The following is a 21,244-nucleotide window of genomic DNA, read 5'->3' as shown; positions in this document are numbered from 1 at the left end:
GAGGAACGCGATAGCTACAATAATTGTGGCCGTCATAGCGGGCATCCCCCAACGAACGACCGGACTGCGGAATATATTCGCTGATTGCGACATACCAGATCATCAGTATGCGATTATATATTGATACTGGCGTGTTTCTGGACTAGAAGCATACCCGGTAGGATCATTGTATTGCCCAGACAATCGCTAATTAACTGGTATGATCTCGCACGAAAATGAGGTGATGATTTTGCTTGGGGTAGCTACAGTTATTCTTCTCGTGTCAACAAGTACTTTCACCGACTTGCCGACATGGATAACTATCGCTGTTGTGATTGTCGTTGGTGTGCTTATTCCACAGTTTATCAGTTGGAAAGAGGAGTGATTAGATGCTACTCTGACCTCTTCTCACGGCTAAAACTGTGAGGTTCACCTACTGGGGGTTGAATCCACGTGTAGCGGGAGGTTCACAGGGTCTCGTCATGTTGGACAATTCGATGTTTCGGACCGCGAGACACGCCCCCCACACTTATTTTAAGTCGTCGAGTTATGATTGTCCGTGCGAGACGCGTCTACGTTACCGGTAGCGCCCTTCACCTTCGGCTTGCTGTCCAGTACCGCTCTACCATTTCGTGCTCCCGTCGCTGGTGTAGGGATATCCCCCACCGACGACACGCCTGTCGGTGCGCATTCGAGTAACGATACCCCCACTCGCTTGCTCGTTCGACTGATATCGCGCGTTACGCCGGACCCACACATCACCCGCCAACGAGGGTCTGTGCGCGATTTCGAGCGTCCCGGATCATTCCAGCTATGCGCCTGATCGGGGATCGCAGAATCCTCCTAGGATCGGTTTGCGTCGAGACTGTCGCTGCAGTACTTGTCCTCCTGTACGGACACCTCGCGCTGCTAGCCGTCGCCGCCTTGTACTGGATTGATCTTCTCTTTGTGACTCTCCGGACAACAGTACAACAGCTGCTCTCGCGGCCCGAAACGGACCATCAATCGACTCTTTTCCAACGTCCGTTCCGGCTTCTAGCCCACAAGCACGGATCCATCACCGTTACCGATCGCCTCCCAGGAATTCACCTCCGAAACATTCCGGCGGTCTGGGGAGCCGTGTTCATACTTGTTTTTTCAGCGAGCACAACGGCGTACGTCGCCGCCGTCAATGTACCCGGAGAGCTGTGGCGCTCGCCGGCTATACTGATTTTACTTGGTGGGGGTCTCGTCGCAGCAGCGACGAAATCGTGGCTGGTGCTGCGGGCATACGTTGCCTCGGGAGGCTACGATGTCACTTCCGCCTCCGCGGTGGTCCCCCGGAAGCGGATTCTCATATTCGCTGTCTATAGTGGGTTGTTATGGCTTGCCTCGTGGTGGACGCTTACGACCCTCGCCGGCGAGGGCTTGGAGATAACACGCGCCGGGATGACCGTTTCCGCGTTCGTGCTAATCGTGTCTCGGCTCGCGTACGGTTGGTACGCGGCGCGTGCTCGACCCGACGGCTGGCAGTCGGACTCGACGTCCGACCTCAACGATGAAGCGATATCCCAAGGGTGGTCAGACTCCGAACCGGAAGAGAACGTATCCGCTCCGTCTCAGCCGTCGATCCCGGATGGAGAACCACGCGAGACGATGGCGCCGGTTCGCTCCTCTATCCTCGCCGCAGGAGTGGTGAACGCGATGACGACTGGTGGTGTCGTCGATAACCGCTTCGGCCACTGGAGACAGCTCATAATCCGGGTGGGTATAGCGGGGTTGATTGTTGTCGCCGTTTTTGCCCTGTTGGATGGTGCTATTGTCGTGTCCGCGAGCTTGGCTGCGATTTTCTTCGGTCTCGTTGGAGGCCTCTCGACGATAAGCGCGGTACATCTGCTGTTGGCGCTCGGTGGCGTCGAATACGAATTTTACGAGTCCAAAGTGGTGGCGTACGACCGATACCTCGGACGACCACAGTGGTCGGCATCATACGACGGTGTCCGGGACGTCTCGGTCGAGCGTGGGCTGTTCGGAAGCCCGCTCTGGCTGGACACCGGAACGGTGTTTTTCGATCGGATTTACAACCCTAAGGACGGCGAGTCCACCCAGGAACCGAGGTCATCGATCGCATTCGTTCCGGATCCTGAGCGTGCCGGTGAACTACTCAGCTCCCACTCGTGACAAGCCGTTACGACTTCACCGCCTACTCAGATGGGTTCGGGGCTGAGTTCATAAACGAACCCCACTCTCCGTGAGTGGACCCCTCCAGCTGAACGAAGTGGGGTAGGGTAGTTGACGCCCTTCTTGATGGAGCACACCGACGAGATCGGCGGCGACGGTGTCAGTTCGTCGTTTCGACCGCTGGAAGAACATCACTCGTAACTGACCAGAGCTCCCGGCAGTTCGACGGTGACAGTCGTCCCGTTGTCGGTATCGAACGAGACCTCCCCGCCGAGCCGGTCGACGCCCCACCAGACGAGCCAGAGCCCGAGGCCTTTGCCGTGCTGTAGTGGCTGTTCTTCGGCGTCTTCGAACACCTCTACCTCGTGGTCGCTGATCCCGGCGCCGCTGTCAGCGACATCGATCCACCATCGCTCGACTTCCTCGGTGTCGCTGGACTCCTTCAATCGTACGCTGACACGCGGCTCCGGAGCAGATCCCCCGTGTTCGACTGCGTTCGACACCAGCTCGCGAATGACCGGTATCAGAATCTCCCCGTTGGCGCGTGTCTCCACCGGCGGTGTGTCTATCACGACGGGGACGGGCGAGACGTCACTAGCACACTCGTGGCCACCGTCGACGACCTGTGCGTGCTGGACCTCCTCGATGGCGTGACGGATGAGTTCCTCGACGGACTGATTACCTGTACGCTTGTCGGCCTGTAGTACTGACTCTATCTCGCGGGCAGTACCTCCAAGATCACGCAACGCCGACAGTTCCTCCTCGACCGTCGTCGCTATCTTGTCCGCCGTGTCGGGACCGGGATCGTCCGTCAACTGTCGAAGGTACGCTGTTGCCACGTCAGCCCTGTTTCGTATGTTGTGTCGAAGCACCCGACTGAGAACCTCCGCGCGACGTGCGTTTTGCCGGCTGTCTGTTATATCGCGAAAAATAATCGTGTGGCCTAGTGTGCGGTCGTCGCTATCGGTGATCCGGCTCGATGAGGCTTCTAACACCCGATCGCTGTCTGGCAACCGACAGATTGTCTGTTCCTCCGCGAGTAACTCCTTGATGTCGAATGTATCCGGCAGTATGGTGGCGAGGTCCTCGCCGGCTACTGTGCTAAACTCCCGCTCAAACAGATCTGTTGTAGCAGCATTCCAGTCAAGGATAGCATGTCCATCCGTGACCGTGATGGCCGCATCCGGCATCCCGGCGACGATGTCTTGTCGAGCGACGGCCAAGGCTGCCGGTACCTCCTCAAACAGTCCGAATCGGGTGACTGCTAGCCACGCTGCACCCGTCGACAGGATCACAAACGGAACTGGAATGGCTGCTCTCGCTAGCGGAGTCTCAGCCAAGGCGATGAAGAACCTCTCTGCGAACCACACTGGCGGCACGATCACCGCCAGAGCCAGTGTCAATCGCGTTGAGACGTGCCGATATCGGTGTAGTGTTCGCCACAACTGGCCGAGGCTGAGCAGCACGATTGATCCAGTTACAAAAAAGGAGATTGATATAGCGAACTGTAGGAAGGGAAGTAGTGCCTCGCTGAGCCCAGCCGGGAGGTTATCGAGTACCAGTGAGACCAGTGTAGCGGACATGGACCCTCCAGTGTACAGGAGTCCGAACGGAACAAGCACGAACAACAATAGCCGCTCGCGGCGGTCCGTTCGAGTCGTATACGCGAGAATAAACAGAGCATACAGTACTGGAACTACCGTTTGAAGTACCCAGTCGACGATTCTAGACCCTTGGAGCGCGAACGCGGTAATCGACGATGTTGACTCCACCCCCGACGACATACCGCCTCCGTTGGGCGACCCCAATTCGTAGACACTAACAATATCGTTGACGCCACCAGCGGCTGCCCACACGCCCAGCCCAACTATACAAGCAACAAAACTCCGTGTGCCTACCCCCGAATACTGTCGGCTGGTGTGAGCTGCGATGAGTAGCAGAACTATCCCCAAAGTAACATTCACACCCCCGACCGCGGCAAGCATGGTACGATTAGTTCACACGCTTGATGAGATTATTCTGTCGAAACCTTGTTCGGTTAGCATACGGCGTGCTATCTGTAGTACGGACCAACTACTATGCTCGGGGATTTATATCAAAAAGCGATGTCCTCCATACCTGAACCCTCCGTATTTCACTACGGAATTCTACTTATCCGAGCAGTAATCGTCGCGGTGATTAGGTTCTCCGTGCTCTGTTGGATCCGATGACGGCAGGCGGATAACGATCTCTGAAGGAGTGGTTCTCTCGCTCTTTGCCGTCGATAGCTGGGATCGATCAATCCTGTGAGTTCGATTCTCTCGCTCCTTGGAAAGAGTCCGTCTCCGAATTCTCTTGGTAGCGCTGATAAACCGAGGACAGAATACACAGATCTCGACGCCTTCTGCGGATTCAACAGAGCACTTCGGTCCTAACAGCTCAGACTGATCGACGCCTCGATGTCGCCACCGTCGAGCGACACGGAGAGGTGTTGTGCGGAGGCGCTGAACTGCTCTCGGTGGTGGCCGTCAGGGGCGACGTAACACTCGCTCGTGACCAAGCCCGCATCCTGAAGCTCATTGAGACGCCGGTAAGCCGTCGGCCGAGAAACATCAGCGGCCTGCGCGACGGCCCGCCCACCGCGAGGCTGCTCGGAAACCGCCTCGAACACTCGTCGGGTGTATTCGTCGCCGAAGAGGTCGAGTAGCTCTTCCGTCGATAACTCGTCGGTCGGTTCCTCAGTCTGGTCGCCGCGCGACTTGTGTCGCACTGCCATGTGACGACGATGTAACGGAACACCCTTGGTGGAATATGCTCAGTATTCAGAGTCTCCGCAGCGAGGATATCTAACTATCCAGACTCCCCTTGGTGTGAGAGCAAACGACCGCATGTCGATTGGGTGTAAAACGGCGAGTTGCGACCGCTATCCGCCACCGTCGTCGTGTTCGTCATAGAATGCGTCCAATAGCTTCCGTTGGCTCGCCCGAAGATGGTGGAGCAGCGTCGATCCAGTAATCCCAAGCGATGTCGCAACTTCCTCGGCCGTACTTCCACGTGGGGACGTGAAGTAGTCCGCGAGATAGGCCGTCCGCAAGACGGTCGCCTGTCGGTCAGTAAGCCGTTCATCGAGTTCGCTTCGAAATTCTCTCGTGGTCGTCGGCGAGCGGGTTTTGTCCTGTCGTGCGAGAACGGGTGCCGGTCCGTCATCGCCAAGCACGTTTGCCAGCCGACGCACGTTCGTGTCGTGAGACAGTTCGACGATCAGCCGACTGTCATCGCTGTTAAACACGGCTGTCTGTATTGTCGCACCACGGTTGATTGCCGCAACGAGCGGAACCTCCTCAACCAGCGTCACCTGGATCCGGCCGCGCTCTGCGTCCGACTGACGGACCACACGACCATCCTGAGCACTCGGTAGCGCCTCGACCGTCTCAACGACGCTGTCCGGATCGGAACCCGATACTGATAGGAAACACGTGAGACCAGTATCACTCGGCATTACGGTCCCCTCAAGCGTGAGTTCCGCGTCGCAGGTGTCGCTCACACGTACCAGCGGGGAGTTCTCCGTGAGCCCGAAGGTAACCTCCGTGAGGGTATCGGAAAACAATAGTTTCCGATTCTGTGTCGCGTTGATCGCGTATCCGGCCAGTTCGCCGAGCGTCTCAAAGCTGGCTTGTACGTGATCGCTGAATGCGGTTTCGGTCTCCGCATAAACACCGACGACGCCGTACACGCTAGAGCCGTAGACCAAGGGCAGCGTGAACACCGACTGGACTCCGTCCGCGAACCCAGCGGCACGAACCGCGTCCGGGACTGACGGATTCTCGCTCAACGACTGTACCAGCTTGGGGCGCTGTTGTTCGACCGCTCGTCGTTCGGGGGTAGCCTGTCCCTGCTTCACCGCCTCACGAAGTGCCGGAAATAGCTCTCCTTGGTTACCCGCAACGCCGGTGATGACCAGCTCGTCACTATCGACGGCGTACTCACCGGTCCACACGAACCGATACTGGTCGGATGTCCCCAGCTGGTCCCGGATTGTCTCCATTATTGCGTCTTTAGACGTAGCTCCGACGAGCCCCTCGAGCACGTCGGCGATCAGGGTGTCAACCATCTCGGCCCGCTTAGACTCCGAACGAAGCCGTTCAATCGTTTGTTTGTCGGTGTGTTTTTCAGTGATATCGGTGACGTAAACAGTAGTCGTATTGTCGCCAGGAACAACTGACACCGACAGCCAGCGCTCGACCTCTGGATAGTACTCTTCAAATGCTACATCAGATACCGATGTCCCTTCGAACGCCTTCGTGAGCGAACGTTCGACCGACTGTGGAAACACCTCAGTAATCGGCTCACCGTCAGGTGCGTCGGTTGTAAGGATAGCGGCCGCGCGATCATTCCACGCGCACACCGTTCCATCTCGAACGGTGATAACTCCGATCGGTGCTTCTGCGAGACGATGTTCCATCTCCATTCACGCAGGGACCTCGTTGTTCTATTGACGGTTTCCCGTGAACCAGTATATACGTGTCGTCCGGCTAAATCCCAATTCGCACTTCGGATACTGGCCACTGACACCGGTGTCGCCCTGTTACTGTTTCAGAGTCAGTAACTCAAGGAGTGGACTATACGTACAGTTGTACAATATAGCGTATGTCATCGAATACTCAAGGCCGTCGAATTTCTCAACCTTGGCACGTTGCGATTCTCGGCACAATAGCTGCGCTACCCGCAACTGTCGTAATAAACTGGCTGCCGAACTCTGAGGCGACTGCCGGTGGCGGGGTGATGATAGTTGGATCAATGATCGCTGGCGGCATCGCAGCTAAGCGTTCGGTAGAGCCGAGTGCTGCTGGGCTCCGTGCTGGCTTTCTGGGCGGAGTGGTTGCGGTATCTGGGTTTATTCTTACAGAAGCCATGGCTGTAGCGTGGACACTCAATACGATCGTGCTCTTCCTTATCGCCGCCGGGATGCTTCTGTGTTTCTCGCCGGTGTTCGGCCTGATTTTTGCTCGGATTGGTGGCTGGGCAGCAAACACTGTCGGTGGTTTCGGAGCCGACCAAGCATCATGATCAAGCGATATTGAGTTACTCGATCGCTTCGCTCCCGGGGTTGTTGATTAAGAAGGGAGATTTTGCCCCCAACTCCAGCTAAATAGGAGTAAACATGAGCCAGTGGCCCGCGTGCGCTATGATTGGCACAGTCAAGTTTTCCGTCCGCTCGTAGCCACCGGCCGCAAGGACACCAAAGATGCTCGTGAGCAGCAGCGACACAACCCCACCCGATAGGAACAGATGCATCCCACCGAACAGGAGGCCGCCAATAAGAACCCGACCGAGCGATCCGATCGCCGGTTCCAACGCATCGTGGACTACCCCTCTGTACAGGATCTCCTCCATAGGTGCCATAACTGCGAACATGATTACCAGCCCCGGCACAATTATCTCCGGGTGGTCCAAGAACACCCGCCACGTCGCCGTGCCACCGTGCGTGCTGTGGCTCAACCCGACCATTGGTAATACCGGCGTCACCGCTCGCACTGCCATCTCGTACCCGATCGGTATGAAGCCAATCCACGCAATCCCTTCAAGTGAGGGCGTCTGAATCCGATCCAGCGGATTGTAGCCGTCACGCCACCAGATGTAACAGGCGGCGACGAGGCCAAACCCTGGTTGAACAATGTAGCTCTCTAATAATTCTCCGAGTAGCCCCCATTCCGTTCTGATGGTGCCAAACAGTGGATCAACGACAATAACTGACGCAAATGCGGCGATAACGCCCAGTGCTGTAAGTGCCACTGCACTGCCCACACTCAGAGACACCTCTCTCACTCCTGTATCCGGCCTAGCAACGTTACTCTGAGTTCGCATATACGTTCTCAAAACGACGTTAGCTAATGATAGCGAAGGCCGAGTTTCTGGCCGTGAAAACCTGTCCCGCTCCGAAAACTAGTTCACTCAGAGTGGTGTGGAACCACCGATTGACATCCTTCTCCGCGTAAACGCAGAGGAATCCCGAGCGGTGGGACTTTCAGGTTTACCATCGCAGCAAACACGATTTCCTCGGCCGGCGTACTCGTTGTGGGCTAGAATATCTGGACTATCTTGAATCCTCTACCGGCCCAAACAACCGCTAGCACGGGCGTAGCGTTATTATTCTATAAACTTCAACTCACAGAGAGAATGCCCGAGGTCTTCACGCAACGACACCCGACAATTGGCGTGGTGGGGCCAGCGTCGGTCGAAACGACGCTCCAAGACGCGCAGGATTCGCTCGACGTGGCTGTTTCAATAGCGCCTGCCGGACGTGACGCTCCCGGCTCAGTCGAGGAGTTCGATTGCGTGATTGCCGCGGTAACGCCTGAATCGAGCAGCGTCGACCGGACAGACGCCGATACAGCTGCGTCACTGACCGAGGTTAGCAACTGGGCGGTCCGGAACGCCGCCCGTGACTCCGCTCCTCCGGTGGTGTACGTCGCCCCTACGGAGGCATCGATCGCTGAAGCGCTTGAGGCCGGTGTAACGGAGTATCTTCCGTGGGAACTGCTCGCACAATCACCGACGACAGTGCTCAAGCGAGCGGTTACCGCGACAGAGGTACAGCCGACTCCCGACTATCGGACCATCTACGACAACGTCTCTGAGCCGCTCACGCTTCATGACCCCCAGACGGGAGAGTTGATTCATGCGAATCGGCGGCTCTGTGAGTTGCTGAAGTATGACCGAGCGGAGCTCATCTCGATGCAGGTTGGCGATTACACTGCGAGCATCGACGGGTACGATCAGGCTGCTGCCATGGAAGTTATTACCTCCGCAACGGAGGACGGAACGGTCGGTCCAATCGAATGGCCGCTTGAGACGGCTGACGGCGAACACGTCTGGGTCGAAGCGACGCTGACGACAGTCACAATAGACGATCAGGAACTGGTGTTGGCGACCGCCACGGACGTGACCAACCGCCGACGACAGCGCCGTCAGTTCCGCGAGATCTCGACTCATATCGATGAGGTCGTCTATCTAGCACGTGCGGACCTTTCGGAGGTTCTCTTTATCAACGAGGCCTACGCGGATTTGTTCAACCAACCGGTCGAACGCCTGTATGACGACCCGATGGCCGTTCTCGACGCCGTTCATCCGGATGACCGCGAGGCGTACCGCTCGGATCTCAACGCTATGAGCGAACATATCCGCGAGGAGGAGTCGGGTCCGTACACGTTCAGTCACCGACTCCGCGTTGGCGGTGAGACACGTTGGGTTGAGGTACGCGGCTATCCGAGCCGCGGTCCAGGCGGTGCCGTCGATCGGATCGTCGGAGTCATTCGGGACGTTACCGATGCGCGACGCCGCGAGCGCGAGTACGAGCAGATATTTAACGGCGTGACTACTGCGATCGCAGTTCACGACCCTGACACGAGTGAAATGGTCGACGTAAACGACAGTTACGTCGAACTGTTCGGATACGACTACAACACGATTCTTCAACAAGGAATTAATGACCTTAGTGTTCCCGAGGAGGGGTACACCGATGAGCGCGCAAGACGGCTTATCACCGACGTCGGCGAAACCGAGGAAGATGAAACAGTTGAGTGGCGAATTGAGACCGCTGAGGGCGACCACCGTCTCGTCGAAGCGAACCTCACAGTCGCGACTGTAGGTGGTCAGCGACGTGTCCTCTCGTTAATGCGTGATATTACAGAACAGAAACGTCGCGAGCGGGAGTACGAGCAGATATTCAACGGAGTCAACGACGCTATCGCCATCTTCGACCCAGAGACGCTCTCCTTTGCTAGTGTGAACGATTCGTATCACGAGCTTGTGGGGTGCGACGATCTTGAGCGTATTCGCGAACTCGGTATCGAGGGTCTCAGCGCAACTGAGGAGGGGTACACACCGGAACGCGGTAAAGAATTGATTCAGGCTGTCGCCCGTTCGGGTGAACCGAAGACCATCGAGTGGAAGCTCGCCCCGCCGGACGAGGAGCAGTCATGGATCGAGGTTACGTTGGCGACGGCTGAGATCGGTGGTGAACGGCGAGTCCTGTCGATCCAGCGTGATATCACGGAGCGGAAGCGTCGCGAACGAGAGTTCGAACAGATCTTCAACGGCGTGACGGACGTAATCGGAGTCTACGACCCGCAGACTGCGGAGCTGCTCGACGTCAACGACACCATGTGTGAGCTCCTCGGGTATGACCGCGACACGATCATCGATATGGACCCGGAAGAGGTGACGGCGACGGCACTCGGATTCGATGCGGACACGATCGGAGAGGTCGTCCGCGACGTGGCTAAATCCGGGGACCCGTTGAGGGACATCGAATGGGCGTTGCGGACCGCCAGCGGCGATGTCGTATGGCTCGAGGTCAACGCGACCTTAACAGAGATTGGCGGCGAGCAGCGTGTGGTCACAATCGCTCGGGACGTTACTGGACGGCGCGACCGCGAAGAACGGGTACAAGTGTTGAACCGTGTACTGAGACACAACGTGCGGAACGATATGGACGCGGTCTTGGGATACACGGCTACAATTGAGGAGACGGCGGAAGACGAGGTCGTCCGAGAATACGCTGAAAGCGTTCACGACATTGCGAACAGCCTCTTGGAACTGAGCGGTAAAGCGCGTGCCGCCAGTCAGATGCTTCAGGACAACGAAGACCCGGAAAATCGCAGGGTTGGAACGGTACTGGAGTCCGTCGTCGCCGACCTCCGTGAGTCTCACGACGAAGCGACGATTCAATTATCCTCCGCGGAGGCTCCCGCACCGGCTGATACAGCTGTTTTTCGGTTGGTTTTGAGCGAGCTCGTCGAGAACGCCGTTGAACACGGCGGGGACTCCCCGAAGGTGGAAATTGAGACGACGCCGTCTACGGCCAATGATGAGACGCGAATCACAGTGCGTGACGACGGACCCGGCATCTCCGACCGCGTGCTCACTCCGTTCCGAGCCGACGGTGAGTCGCCGTTCCAGCACAATCACGGAATTGGCCTCTGGCTTGTCAACTGGGGTGTTCGGCAACTCGGTGGCGGTATCGAGTTTGAGCGGCCCGCAGATGGCGGAACTGTCGTTCACCTTTCTTTGCCAAACGTACTGGGTTGACGGCTGTGAATGAAGCCACAGGCCCGGTTCCGAACAAGCTCGTTCGGCCTTGTTAAAATTCTCCGCAGGTGATACGTTCCACTACGATTACAGTCAATACAACCTACGACGTCACCATCCTTTTTTGACTCTCTCGTAGTTGGGTGAATGCTTCTGCCAGGGTCGCAAGTATGAGTAGCGAAAACGGGAGCCCGACAACACCTGACAGCAGGATTCCCATTGCTTGCCCGGCAATGGCACCGACCACTAACGATGTTATGGCTGTTAACACACCTGAGATGAGCCCAATCCCAGCGACAACTACTAATAATAATCCAAACAGTCGCAGCCAATGGCCGCGCGTTAGCTGCCAGCTATCTCGAAACCCGGCGATGAAGTTCTTGTCCTCTACCGCGACATACACGATCATGAAAATGAACGCGACGTACGCGATGATCCCGGGAATAACAAAGAGCACTGATCCGACAAACATGAGCACCCCGTATATGAGCCCACCAACGAGTGAGTTTAGGAGGACTGGCACAATATTTCGCGTGTAGTACTCTGACGGAATTGCCCGTGTATGACCGCCGACAAACGTTCGAATCGTGACAACCGTGAGCCATTGAAGCCCGAGCAACATGAGGATGGCTGCGCTCACGGAAACGGCAAGCGGGGCGTCGATTGACGGGAGAGCTACGTTCTCTGTCGGCGTACCTGACTGCTCAAGCCCGGTGACGACAGCGCTATAAAACGGAATCTGCCACGCAGCCCCGATAATCAAATATGCGACCATCAACAGCAAGCCGTTACGATTCGCGACACGACGGATGCCGCCAGCAAGCGATGAACCAATGTTGAGTGTCACGCTGGATCCATCTCGTGTCGACCTGATACATTATACTGACGCGTTTCACTATCTGAAACTCGGCGTTTCACGGAGGTGTGTTGAACTTATAAATCACAAGGAGAATACCCGCGCCTTTAGGTCTGTCTGGCTCTGTTGAAATCCTTAGGAAGTGATATATTCTGACCGGGTGTGGTCAGTACAGGGGACTCACGAATCGCACAGCAAAGGATATCAATAGAGTGATTCGTTCTTTAAGACCAGTAGATATATTTTTTAGTGTTAGAAGTTGAGAGTATGGATTTCGAAAGAACAGCAGATCGCGTTATGACTGTTCTTCCGCTCCCTGTTGCACTCTGGATGGGACTTACTGGGAACCTAGTCAGCATGCTTGGGCTTCTCTCGTTCAGTTTGATTGCTCTCTTACGCCGTCGTTCCACAAGAGTCCGACAATGGACAAATCAGCATCAGTGGCTGTTTTTGGCAATTCTAACACCTATTGCAGTGGCCACAACGTTAGACGCGATGCCTTGAAACGATTAGTACACAGCTCTCATCGAACGGCTGTTTCAGGTGTGAATATGTCTGAAGAATAGGATTTCAACAGAGCCGTCTGTCTCTTACCCATAAGTTCACCAAGTTCCAAACAGACGTTTCAGACGCTGTCGACCCCAATCTATACTCGGAAGATCGAGGTGAAGAGTGAGTCGGGCAGTGATCTCGGCAGTCGGGGGTGACTGGATACGGGTGAATAAGATCGGCAAAATCGGCCCATGAGCGTATTACACCGGTAGATATTGGGATTTTTCCCGGAGTCATCTATCTCAGTAATAACTCGACTCGTGGGTAAGAGACAGGCCTTTAGGCGCGGGATGAATCCGACAACCCGTTCAACAATCCACCGCCGATGGCAAGGCCGGATATTCCACTCTCTCAGCCGAACCTTTACAAGAAAAGCTCGTATAACAGGTTATACAGGCGTTCAGAATGCTGGAGGTCCACCGCACCCACCGCGCCAAAATTCTTAACCACAATCAAGTGGCTGAGATACTCGACCGGCACGGGTGGAGCGCCAGCAAACTCTGGAACGTCGCCAACTACCACTCCCGAGAAGTCTGGGAAGAAACCGGGGAGATTCCCGATCACGGCGACCTCAAAGACGAGTTGAAGACCCACAACAAGTACAAGGGATTACATTCGCAGTCCAGTCAGCGCGTTCTGGAGGAACTCGCTGAAGCCTTCAACTCGTGGTACGAAAAGAGGAAGTCCGACGACAGGGCGAATCCACCCGGCTACCGCAAACGCAACTACTACGACACCGACGGCAACCGCGTCCACGAAGAACACCCGCGTAGCACGGTGACGTGGAAGCAGAACGGCATCCGCCACGACACCAAGAACAATCGAGTCCGACTCTCGAAGGGCGCGAACCACAAGGAACACCCCCGAGCGCGGGAATACATCCTTGTTGAATACGAGACGCGTCCCGGCGTCACCGTCGAGAACCTTCAACAGGTTCGCGCCGTCTATGACAGGGCGAAAGAGCGGTGGGAACTACACCTCGTCTGTACAGACGAAACCAAGACACCCACCGCTCCCGGTACCGAGACAGCGGGCATCGACCTCGGCATCAGCAACTTCGCCGCTGTCGCCTACAGTACCGAAGACGCCGACCTGTATCCCGGTAACCGCCTGAAACAGGACGGGTACTACTTCCTGAAGGAAATTGCCAAGTGCGACGACAGCGGTGGTGAACGAGCCACACGTCTCCATGCGAAATGGTCGGAACGCCGCACCCACTTCTTCCACGGTCTCGCCAAACACATCGTTCAACGATGTATCGAGAAGGGTGTTGGCCGTATCAATGTCGGTAACTTGGAAGGCGTCCGTGAGGACGAGAACGGCAACTCGAAAAACTGGGGCAAGCACGGCAACCTCGATCTACACGGGTGGGCATTCAACCCCTTCACCAACATCCTCGAATACAAAGCGAAGGTCGAGGGGATCGAAGTTGTGGAAGTGGACGAGAGTGCCACGAGCAAGACGTGTTGTATGTGCGGGAGAGAGGAGGAAAGCCAGCGCGTCGAGCGTGGCCTGTATGTCTGCGAGGAGTGCGATGCGGCATTCAACGCGGACGTGAACGGAGCGGAGAACATCCGACTCAATATCAACGAGAAAAGTAACTCCGAGTCTCCCGGACAGTCGTTCGGAGATAGGAGTACCGGCTGGTTGGCACAGCCCGCAGTCCACCTATACGACTTGTCCAGCGGATTCCAACCGCAGGCACAAGTGGTAGACTGCAAACCCTAATATCCCAAACGCGGTCGGGATTCCTCCGCGTTCACGCGGAGGAGGATGTCAACACGTGCGAGACCTAGAGCCAGAATATGAAGTAGTGGTTCAGCAACCAAGCGGAAGGACATCACCCTAGCGGAGCGGTTCGAAGTTAAGAAGCGACGGATTTGTAGGCTGGTCTTCCGATCAGGAATAGGCCTAAGATGCCGAATATAAGTGGTAGAGGGCTACTCGTTTTCTTAAGATACGATTTCGAGGGCGAGCCTTGCACGACGTAGGCCGTGGTTGTCTCCCCGACATTGTACTGGTCAATTCTGTCTTCCGCGGCAGTCCTTGTGTCGGACGCTTTTGTTCCTATTCCCGGGCTGATGTTGTCGGAAGTGTATTGAGTTCCGTTGTACGTGTAGCTGTAAGTGACGTGGGGGGTGTACCTGTCCCCTCTTTTTGAGGAATCCATGGTCACTTCTTTGCTCTCTACCGTGGCTTCAATCTGCACCCCGGACGAGAGGCTTTGTTGCTGAGAGTATGCCATGTATCCAGCAACTCCGAGCAGCACAATCCCCAGTATTATACTTATCAGAGACAGCTTCGACATATTGGCGATTGTTTGTTTAGACTACTGTATGTTGATTTCGACGTATTTCTCACTGCGTAACACATACAGCTCTCATTGACCGGCTATTTCAGGCGAGAATATATCTGAAAACAGGATTTCAACAGAGCCTTTTCTCCGTAATTTTACTACTGTGATGGCGTTATAGTACATACTACGGAATCGGTGAGATGTCGACCCGAACCACAAGGGGTGGTGAGATGCGGTGGTTCACCCGGAAATGACACGGATTCCGATGGGGCGCTGTTGACCGCGTCACAGCCCTTTGACATCCTCCTCCGCGTGAACGCGGAGGAATCCCGACCGCGTTTGGGATATAAAGGGGAGAAAACGAGAGTTTCGCCCGTATATTTGCGGGTTTCGCTTGAGTGCGGGTTGGAACCAAAAGGCACTGACAGCCCGAATCCGGTGGACGGATTCCACGTCCTTCAGGGCGTGGAGGAGGTCAATAGCTAAGCAGCCACCCAACGGTTTGCGAGTACGTGCTTCTGAGCCTGAGACACGAGTAGCCGATTTATCATCGGCGTATGCCATGAGCCCCGTATGAGCAGTCCTGATCGGGCAAGGCAAAGACTGTCGAGACGCAGTCTGCTTGGTTCGTGTATTGCTGCCGGAACTGCCGCTCTCGCAGGATGTACGTCCGGATCTCTCGAGGCCGAAACCACGGTTACCAGAGAGTATGACGGAACTGACGTCTCAGAGATTACCGTCCAAGACGTAAACGGTGACATTGTGGTTCGTGATGCGCAGCGTGAGACGATCCAGCTCGACGGCAAAAAACGGGCAGCAAGCGAGGAAGATCTCGACCGCATCACGCTACAAGCCGACCAATCCGACGACCGCCTGTCGCTCACCGTTGACACGGAAGATAGCAGCTTCCTTCCCTTCGGTTCGTCCCCACTACAGATGGATCTGACACTGACCGTTCCTGAAGGATTACACCTTAGTGCTGAGGCGACGAACGGTGATGTCGATATAGAAACTAGCGAAGCTGAGAGCGTCACCGTCGATACGACAAACGGCGATATCACACTTTTAGCATCTGCGCCTGTTGAAATCCGAACCGACACGACAAACGGTGATATCTCAATTACCCTACCAGCAACTGCGGAGCCAGCAATATCGTTTGACACAACCAATGGCGACACAACAATCAACGGATTTCAAGCGGATTCAACTGAGTCTGGGTCAGCGGTCGACCGGATGGTTGGAGACGGTACGCACCGTGTTACAGCAACTAGTATGAACGGTGATATTACTATCCGCGGTAGGGAGATAAACTGATGATCAGATGGTTTCAATCCAAGGACCTTGCGGTCCAGCTGATGATCCTCGCAGCAGTTTTTGACCCGCTAGGATTTGCTAGCGGGTACTTGATTGCCCCCTCCTTTGAGATTGCTCCGCTCTATGGCGGAATAGCCGGCCTAATCGCCGGGAGTTTCGTACTGTCTCTTCATGTGCTTTACACATCTATGACTCGGTAGACACCATTAACGTGATATCACAGGGACATATCTATCACGGGCCATTAATTCGCGATATGCGCGGTGTGCCCTCCACGGTCCCGAACCGGTCAGCTACAGATCTTGTGATCATCGGAGCAAATCTTCTCCCCTTAGGCGGCGTAGTCTATGGCGATTGGAATATTTGGACTCTTTTATTACTCTACTGGATTGAAGCATTTAGTACAGTCCTCTTCGGCGTGCTAAAGTCGTTGTTCGCAAAGCAAGGATCCCCCGATGTTGTTGGAGAACGAGAACCACTTCATGAACTACGGCACAAACGAGGTGGTTGGCGCCCTCTCCCAACGCTTCCACCAATATACCCCCGCAATGTGCCGTTTGCGCTGTCAATCCTCGGTATTTGGGTCGCTACTATACTGCCGATTACGGTACTATCCTGGGCGTTGATTGAGACATCAATAGTGCTGTCGTGGGAGGTCGCTGTGAGTATTGGTGCCCTCATAATCGCACACGGGATCGAATTTCACCGTGGGTATCTGGGAGCTAAGACATACGAGAATGTGTCTGCCCGTGAAATTCTACAACAACCGTCCCAGCTTACGCTTGGGGTGATGTTTTTGGGGGTGATCGGCCTGTCAATGAGCCAGTCAGCCGGAGTAGCTGTGCTTGGAGGGTTCGTGATTGTTAAAACAATTCTCGCTGTGCTGTGGGAGTCCACCGGTCCAATAGCGAGCGCATTCCAAGGGCTCTTTGACCGACTGAGTGCTGACCGTGAGCTCAGTCGGTCGCAACCAGAGCTAAGCCTCCCAGATGAGCCGGTTCAGGCGCGAGTGACAGTCAGCCCCCAATCTGTACTGCTTGGAAGCACCACCACGATACTACTCACGGTGGTCAATCGCGGTGTCGCGCTGCTGCTGGTTGGTGTTGTCGCCGCAATGGCTACAGCGCATTTTTTGTGGGGCGGCATTGGCCTCGCCGTGCTACTGGGCGTTTTTATTATCCGGGCCGGGAGCTACTACCTCCGGTACGGCACTATTGAGTACCAACGGCGTGGTGAGATGCTTGTCGCGTACGATACCGTACTTGATGCGCCACAGTGGCTGGTTCCGATTCACTCGCGAGCACGATTTGAAATCAAGAACGCCATTCCTGACCGACTATTTGATACCGGGACACTACGGATTTCTAACGTTGAGACAGCTCCAACAAACACAGTCCAGTTTGGTCCTGTCGCTGATCTTGACCACGCGACCGAGACACTTGATCTGCCGGTCAGACACGATGAACGCCCTGAGCAGGATCTCGCAGTCGTGGGTGCCGCACTTGTGTTGGCACTGGTTTTCCTTAGTGTTCCACTAATGCTGCTTGGCTCTCCCCAGGTGGGTGGCGCAGAAATGGCCGCTGTTATGGTGTTGATCGCACCGTTCTTCATGATTTTACTCAGCGTCCTCGTATATGCGATGCTCGCTCGAATCTAAACGATCTGCGAGGGCAAGCTCCTCAACCCACCGGAGTTGAGGGGAAGTCCGACACTCGACTCAGTGTTTTGTCTCCTTGAGATACCGTTCAACCACTTTTCTTAACACCGCTCATGCCGTTCCCACGCAGCATCCAATTGTAACCTCACAGAGCGGGAAGTTCTCACTCTCACTTGCTTGCGGCCTTTCCTGTGGTTCGTAGCTGCCGCCATTTGACTCCGGTAAATGAGTGGCCTATCCTGTCTAGCGCGATTATACAGAATCGAGGAGAATACCTGCGGCTTCAGCCGCAGGATGAATCCGACAACTGGCGATCAAACAGCGGTTCGGTAGCACGTTTTGGGTTTCCAATCCATACGTTCAAGTGAGAAAAACCACTACACAACGGTAAGGTCTGGTCGGAACGGAGCGGATGCCGAACGGCCTTCGGAGGCGGCCTTGCCGCTAATCTAATGAGACAGTATCCGAAACGCCGACGCGGTGAACGCGAATCCTCGAAGGGTTCGTCTCGTGCCCGTCGGTTGAGCAAGTCCGAAGATATCTCCGAATCCCCTGACGTGTTAGCGACTCCCTGCTGGCAAAAACAACAGATGGGAACCAACGGCTCCGAGGATAGGAGTAACGGCGGTTTGGCACCGCCAGACAGCCACCGACCACGACGACTGGGTTAAACAAATTCCCGTAAAGTGGCGGCGTCCATGGTTGCGAACCTGAAACTCCCACCGCTCGGGATTCCTCCGCGTTCACGCGGAGGAGGATGTCAACCCTCCTGTTGCGGAATGTGTAACACGGCCTCCAGCCATTTACCGGAGAGAGAACGACTTCCGATATGGAACGCAAAGCGCTCGCAGCGCTCTGCCTACTGGCGCTGGTGGCGCTCGCAGGCTGCTCAGCAACGGGATCGTTGTCGATGGAGACCGCGGACAACGCGGAGATAGCAGAAGCCGCCAGCCGGCCGGCCGTCGTGGACAGTCCGGCTCCCGACGACCGAAGGGTGGTCCGGAAGGCGGTCGAGGATGGCTCGGGGACAGCTACGGCTACTGACCCGCCAGTCCAACAGGGGCTGCCGCTCGCATACGAGGGTAGCTACTACGAGATCGACTGGAACGTCACCGGCACCGAGCCGGGTACCGCATTCGCCGTCGGCGTTGATCTCAACGGGACGGCGCCAGCCAACGAGACAGTCGGATTCGAGGAACTCTCCGAGCGTGACCGGCGGCTGCTGGGTGACCTACTCACGGCTATGAGCGAGCGTGAGTCCCGGCTCAGGCCCGGCCCCGAAGTTGCCATTCCGGAGGAGTACACGATAGCGGAGACCAACGAGAGCGTGTTGTTGTCCGGCGAGTACAGCGCCGTTCGGCACAACGGCACCGTCTACCCCTTCGTGCTGGAGGAACGTAGAGAGGTGACGCTGACCCGGTACCGTTACACCGTCAGCAGGGCCGCCGACAACACCACCGCGTATGCTCAGCAGCTCCGCGGTGAGCACCTATTCAGGCTATCGGGGCTCTCGGAGACGGAGCGGTCAGTGGTGAACGACGCGATCGACGGCGTCTACTACGCCGAGGACACCGACGACGAAGCGTTCCGGTCGATAATGGACCAATTCTCGGCGGAGTCGGCGATCGAAGCCGACGGCTCCGACGGTACCTGGCTGGTGCGCTACGATGGGCAGGTGTACGTCGCGGAACTCTCATACGGGGGGTTCGACCAGAACGACCGCCCCGTTACACCGAATCAGCGGACGCGTTCGGTGATCACCTCGGTTGAGGCTTGAAACACTATGTCACCTTGTGGGACTCGCGATCAACATACAGCAGAACGGCTCTGTTTAAATCCTTAACAGGTGACATACTCCGTCGCGGCTGTTGTCAATACAGGGTACATATTTCGCACTCTGGTCAGTAGTGTATTGACACAGGGTTCGTTACAATTACAGCAGTTTCAGACGGGATTTGTTGTAGTGAAGCAGGGAATAGTACACTTGGATGATGGCCAGCCGCTGGGTCCTGTTCGTATGGCCTATTGCTGAATTCGCCTTCTTCACCGACCAACTGTTTCAGTCAATAATGTGTCTGAAGAATAGGGTTTCAACAGAGCAAGCAGAACCGTGAAATCCGATTCACGGACGGAATCACAGTTGTTTCCTGGATGCATTCTATTAAACGATTTCACCGCCAGAGACACTCCGAACGGGTTTAATCTAAAACCACATCAATAGCAATACGCCTTCCAACAATGAATCGACACATGCGTTCGTCATCCGACTCCGTTACGCGACGTCGAGCCCTCGCAATCGGTGCCAGTGCCGCCATAGTGTCCACCGCCGGCTGCTCGACAGTCCTTAATGCGATCGGCAACCGAGTCTTCGAAGAGGTCAATCTCCTCAACCAGCTGAACCAGGAGGTCAGCGGGTCGATCGAAGTCGTAGATCCCGAGGGCGAGACGGTCCTCGATACTTCATTCGACGTTCCCTCTACCGAGTCAGACGGTGAAAGTAATATCGTCGCCTACGCCGACGTATGGACCACCACCGGTGAGTACCAAGTTGACTTGGAGCTCGCTGATACCGTGATAGCAGGGACTTCACGACTGAATCAGCAATTTTCGATTACTGATACTGAAGAGGAAATCGTCGCCATCTCCATCGGCTCGAGCGACGAGAATGAACCGATCGCGCTTCGAGTCGGAGAGTCGTTCTCGGATCTCGGGCAGATGAACGAGACCGGTTAACCGGTATCAAGGAGTTCCGCGAATGTTCGTTCGACAGCGGGCTCTTAATTAGTGTCAACAAAAAATAACACAAAGCGCCCGGCTGTGTGTACCAATACTGTTACCGGGAGTCCGATTGCGGCTGCTACCACGGTAACTGAGAGTATCGTCGGAACATTACCCACTAAAACCGCTAGTCCGATCATTGCGAGGAGTCCGCCAATGAACGTTCCTGCCGCGACCGTCTCTATCGTTCGGATGCCATCATATGCTAGCGTTCGCGCACCGCCGTCTCTGACGAACGGGATCCCCCGACGATCTACCTCTAAGTATGCGTAACTGAGTAGTCCGACTGCCAAACCGAGTAGCAAGACAATACAGAGGAGAACGATGGCGGTTCCGCCAGCGAGTATCGACTCTTCTCCGCCGATCGCTGCCAATGACCCAAAGGCTAAAAGTGGGATGGCAAGTGCTCCGAGTGCTATCGCCACGACGGACATCCCGGCCCAGATGTAGAGCCCATTCCGCGACAGCCACGTGTACGCCCGATCCGAGTAAGAGTCGGGGTGTGACGTAGCTCGGTCAATCACGGAGCTAGGCCCGTCTGGTGAGGCGTCGTCTGTCATACCGACTGATCGGTCGTCTCCCG

Annotated in this window: 15 protein-coding genes; 8 read left to right on the top strand and 7 right to left on the bottom strand. The window is 55.8% G+C overall.

Going from position 1 to position 21,244, the window contains the following annotated elements; genetic code table 11:
• Window positions 1-792 precede the first annotated feature (792 nt).
• Complete coding sequence (locus tag F3H10_RS07565) at window positions 793-2,139, top strand: hypothetical protein (protein WP_149784163.1); 1,347 nt, start codon at window positions 793-795, stop codon at window positions 2,137-2,139.
• 191 nt (window positions 2,140-2,330) lie between these two features.
• Here the strand turns inward: F3H10_RS07565 and F3H10_RS07560 are convergent, their stop codons facing one another.
• From F3H10_RS07560 to F3H10_RS07550, 3 genes are all read right to left on the bottom strand, one after another.
• Complete coding sequence (locus F3H10_RS07560; RefSeq protein WP_188127896.1) at window positions 2,331-3,722, bottom strand: sensor histidine kinase; 1,392 nt, start codon at window positions 3,720-3,722, stop codon at window positions 2,331-2,333.
• A gap of 827 nt (window positions 3,723-4,549) precedes the next feature.
• The gene (locus F3H10_RS07555; protein ID WP_149784161.1) at window positions 4,550-4,894 is read right to left on the bottom strand and encodes a winged helix-turn-helix domain-containing protein; all 345 of its coding nucleotides are present in this window, start codon (window positions 4,892-4,894) and stop codon (window positions 4,550-4,552) included.
• Between the two features lie 147 nt (window positions 4,895-5,041).
• A complete protein-coding gene (locus tag F3H10_RS07550; RefSeq protein WP_149784160.1) occupies window positions 5,042-6,586 on the bottom strand; it encodes a bacterio-opsin activator domain-containing protein in 1,545 nt (514 codons plus the stop codon).
• Between the two features lie 179 nt (window positions 6,587-6,765).
• Here F3H10_RS07550 and F3H10_RS07545 point away from each other — a divergent pair, with 179 nt between their 5' ends.
• Window positions 6,766-7,185: a DUF5518 domain-containing protein gene (locus F3H10_RS07545; RefSeq protein WP_149784159.1), complete on the top strand. Its 420-nt coding sequence runs from the start codon at window positions 6,766-6,768 to the stop codon at window positions 7,183-7,185.
• A 78-nt stretch (window positions 7,186-7,263) separates the two neighbouring features.
• On the opposite strand, the gene F3H10_RS07540 is transcribed toward F3H10_RS07545, so the two are convergent.
• Window positions 7,264-7,935, bottom strand: coding sequence for a CPBP family intramembrane glutamic endopeptidase (locus F3H10_RS07540; protein ID WP_223174260.1), 672 nt, complete (start codon window positions 7,933-7,935; stop codon window positions 7,264-7,266).
• A 360-nt stretch (window positions 7,936-8,295) separates the two neighbouring features.
• On the opposite strand from F3H10_RS07540, the gene F3H10_RS07535 reads away from it, so the two are divergent.
• A complete protein-coding gene (locus F3H10_RS07535; RefSeq protein ID WP_149784157.1) occupies window positions 8,296-11,208 on the top strand; it encodes a PAS domain S-box protein in 2,913 nt (970 codons plus the stop codon).
• 103 nt (window positions 11,209-11,311) lie between these two features.
• Here the strand turns inward: F3H10_RS07535 and F3H10_RS07530 are convergent, their stop codons facing one another.
• Window positions 11,312-12,055, bottom strand: a complete 744-nt coding sequence (locus F3H10_RS07530) for a hypothetical protein (protein WP_223174259.1) — start codon at window positions 12,053-12,055, stop codon at window positions 11,312-11,314.
• A gap of 966 nt (window positions 12,056-13,021) precedes the next feature.
• Between F3H10_RS07530 and F3H10_RS07525 the strand changes: the two genes are divergently transcribed.
• Window positions 13,022-14,344, top strand: a complete 1,323-nt coding sequence (locus F3H10_RS07525; RefSeq protein WP_149784156.1) for an RNA-guided endonuclease InsQ/TnpB family protein — start codon at window positions 13,022-13,024, stop codon at window positions 14,342-14,344.
• Window positions 14,345-14,480: 136 nt separating this feature from the next.
• Here F3H10_RS07525 and F3H10_RS07520 read toward each other — a convergent pair whose 3' ends face one another.
• Window positions 14,481-14,924 (bottom strand): DUF3592 domain-containing protein, encoded by a 444-nt coding sequence (locus F3H10_RS07520; RefSeq protein ID WP_149784155.1) that lies wholly within the window; start codon window positions 14,922-14,924, stop codon window positions 14,481-14,483.
• A gap of 561 nt (window positions 14,925-15,485) precedes the next feature.
• Between F3H10_RS07520 and F3H10_RS07515 the strand changes: the two genes are divergently transcribed.
• The 4 genes from F3H10_RS07515 (at window position 15,486) to F3H10_RS07490 (ending at window position 20,616) form a co-directional block, all read left to right on the top strand.
• Window positions 15,486-16,226, top strand: a complete 741-nt coding sequence (locus F3H10_RS07515) for a DUF4097 family beta strand repeat-containing protein (protein WP_149784154.1) — start codon at window positions 15,486-15,488, stop codon at window positions 16,224-16,226.
• Window positions 16,227-16,491: 265 nt separating this feature from the next.
• Window positions 16,492-17,883: a DUF6498-containing protein gene (locus F3H10_RS16330; protein WP_223174258.1), complete on the top strand. Its 1,392-nt coding sequence runs from the start codon at window positions 16,492-16,494 to the stop codon at window positions 17,881-17,883.
• 829 nt (window positions 17,884-18,712) lie between these two features.
• The gene (locus F3H10_RS07495) at window positions 18,713-19,660 is read left to right on the top strand and encodes a hypothetical protein (RefSeq protein ID WP_223174257.1); all 948 of its coding nucleotides are present in this window, start codon (window positions 18,713-18,715) and stop codon (window positions 19,658-19,660) included.
• Window positions 19,661-20,199: 539 nt separating this feature from the next.
• Window positions 20,200-20,616 carry a hypothetical protein gene (locus F3H10_RS07490; RefSeq protein ID WP_223174256.1) on the top strand — a complete coding sequence of 139 codons (417 nt, stop codon included), beginning with the start codon at window positions 20,200-20,202 and terminating at the stop codon, window positions 20,614-20,616.
• A gap of 44 nt (window positions 20,617-20,660) precedes the next feature.
• Here the strand turns inward: F3H10_RS07490 and F3H10_RS07485 are convergent, their stop codons facing one another.
• Window positions 20,661-21,221: a hypothetical protein gene (locus F3H10_RS07485; RefSeq protein WP_149784151.1), complete on the bottom strand. Its 561-nt coding sequence runs from the start codon at window positions 21,219-21,221 to the stop codon at window positions 20,661-20,663.
• Window positions 21,222-21,244: the final 23 nt, after the last annotated feature.

The sequence above is a fragment of the Halorubrum aquaticum genome (genome assembly GCF_900113615.1).
GTDB lineage: Archaea > Halobacteriota > Halobacteria > Halobacteriales > Haloferacaceae > Halorubrum > Halorubrum aquaticum.
The sequence above is the reverse complement of the archived record's forward strand: the minus strand, read 5'-3'. Positions and strand labels throughout refer to the sequence as shown.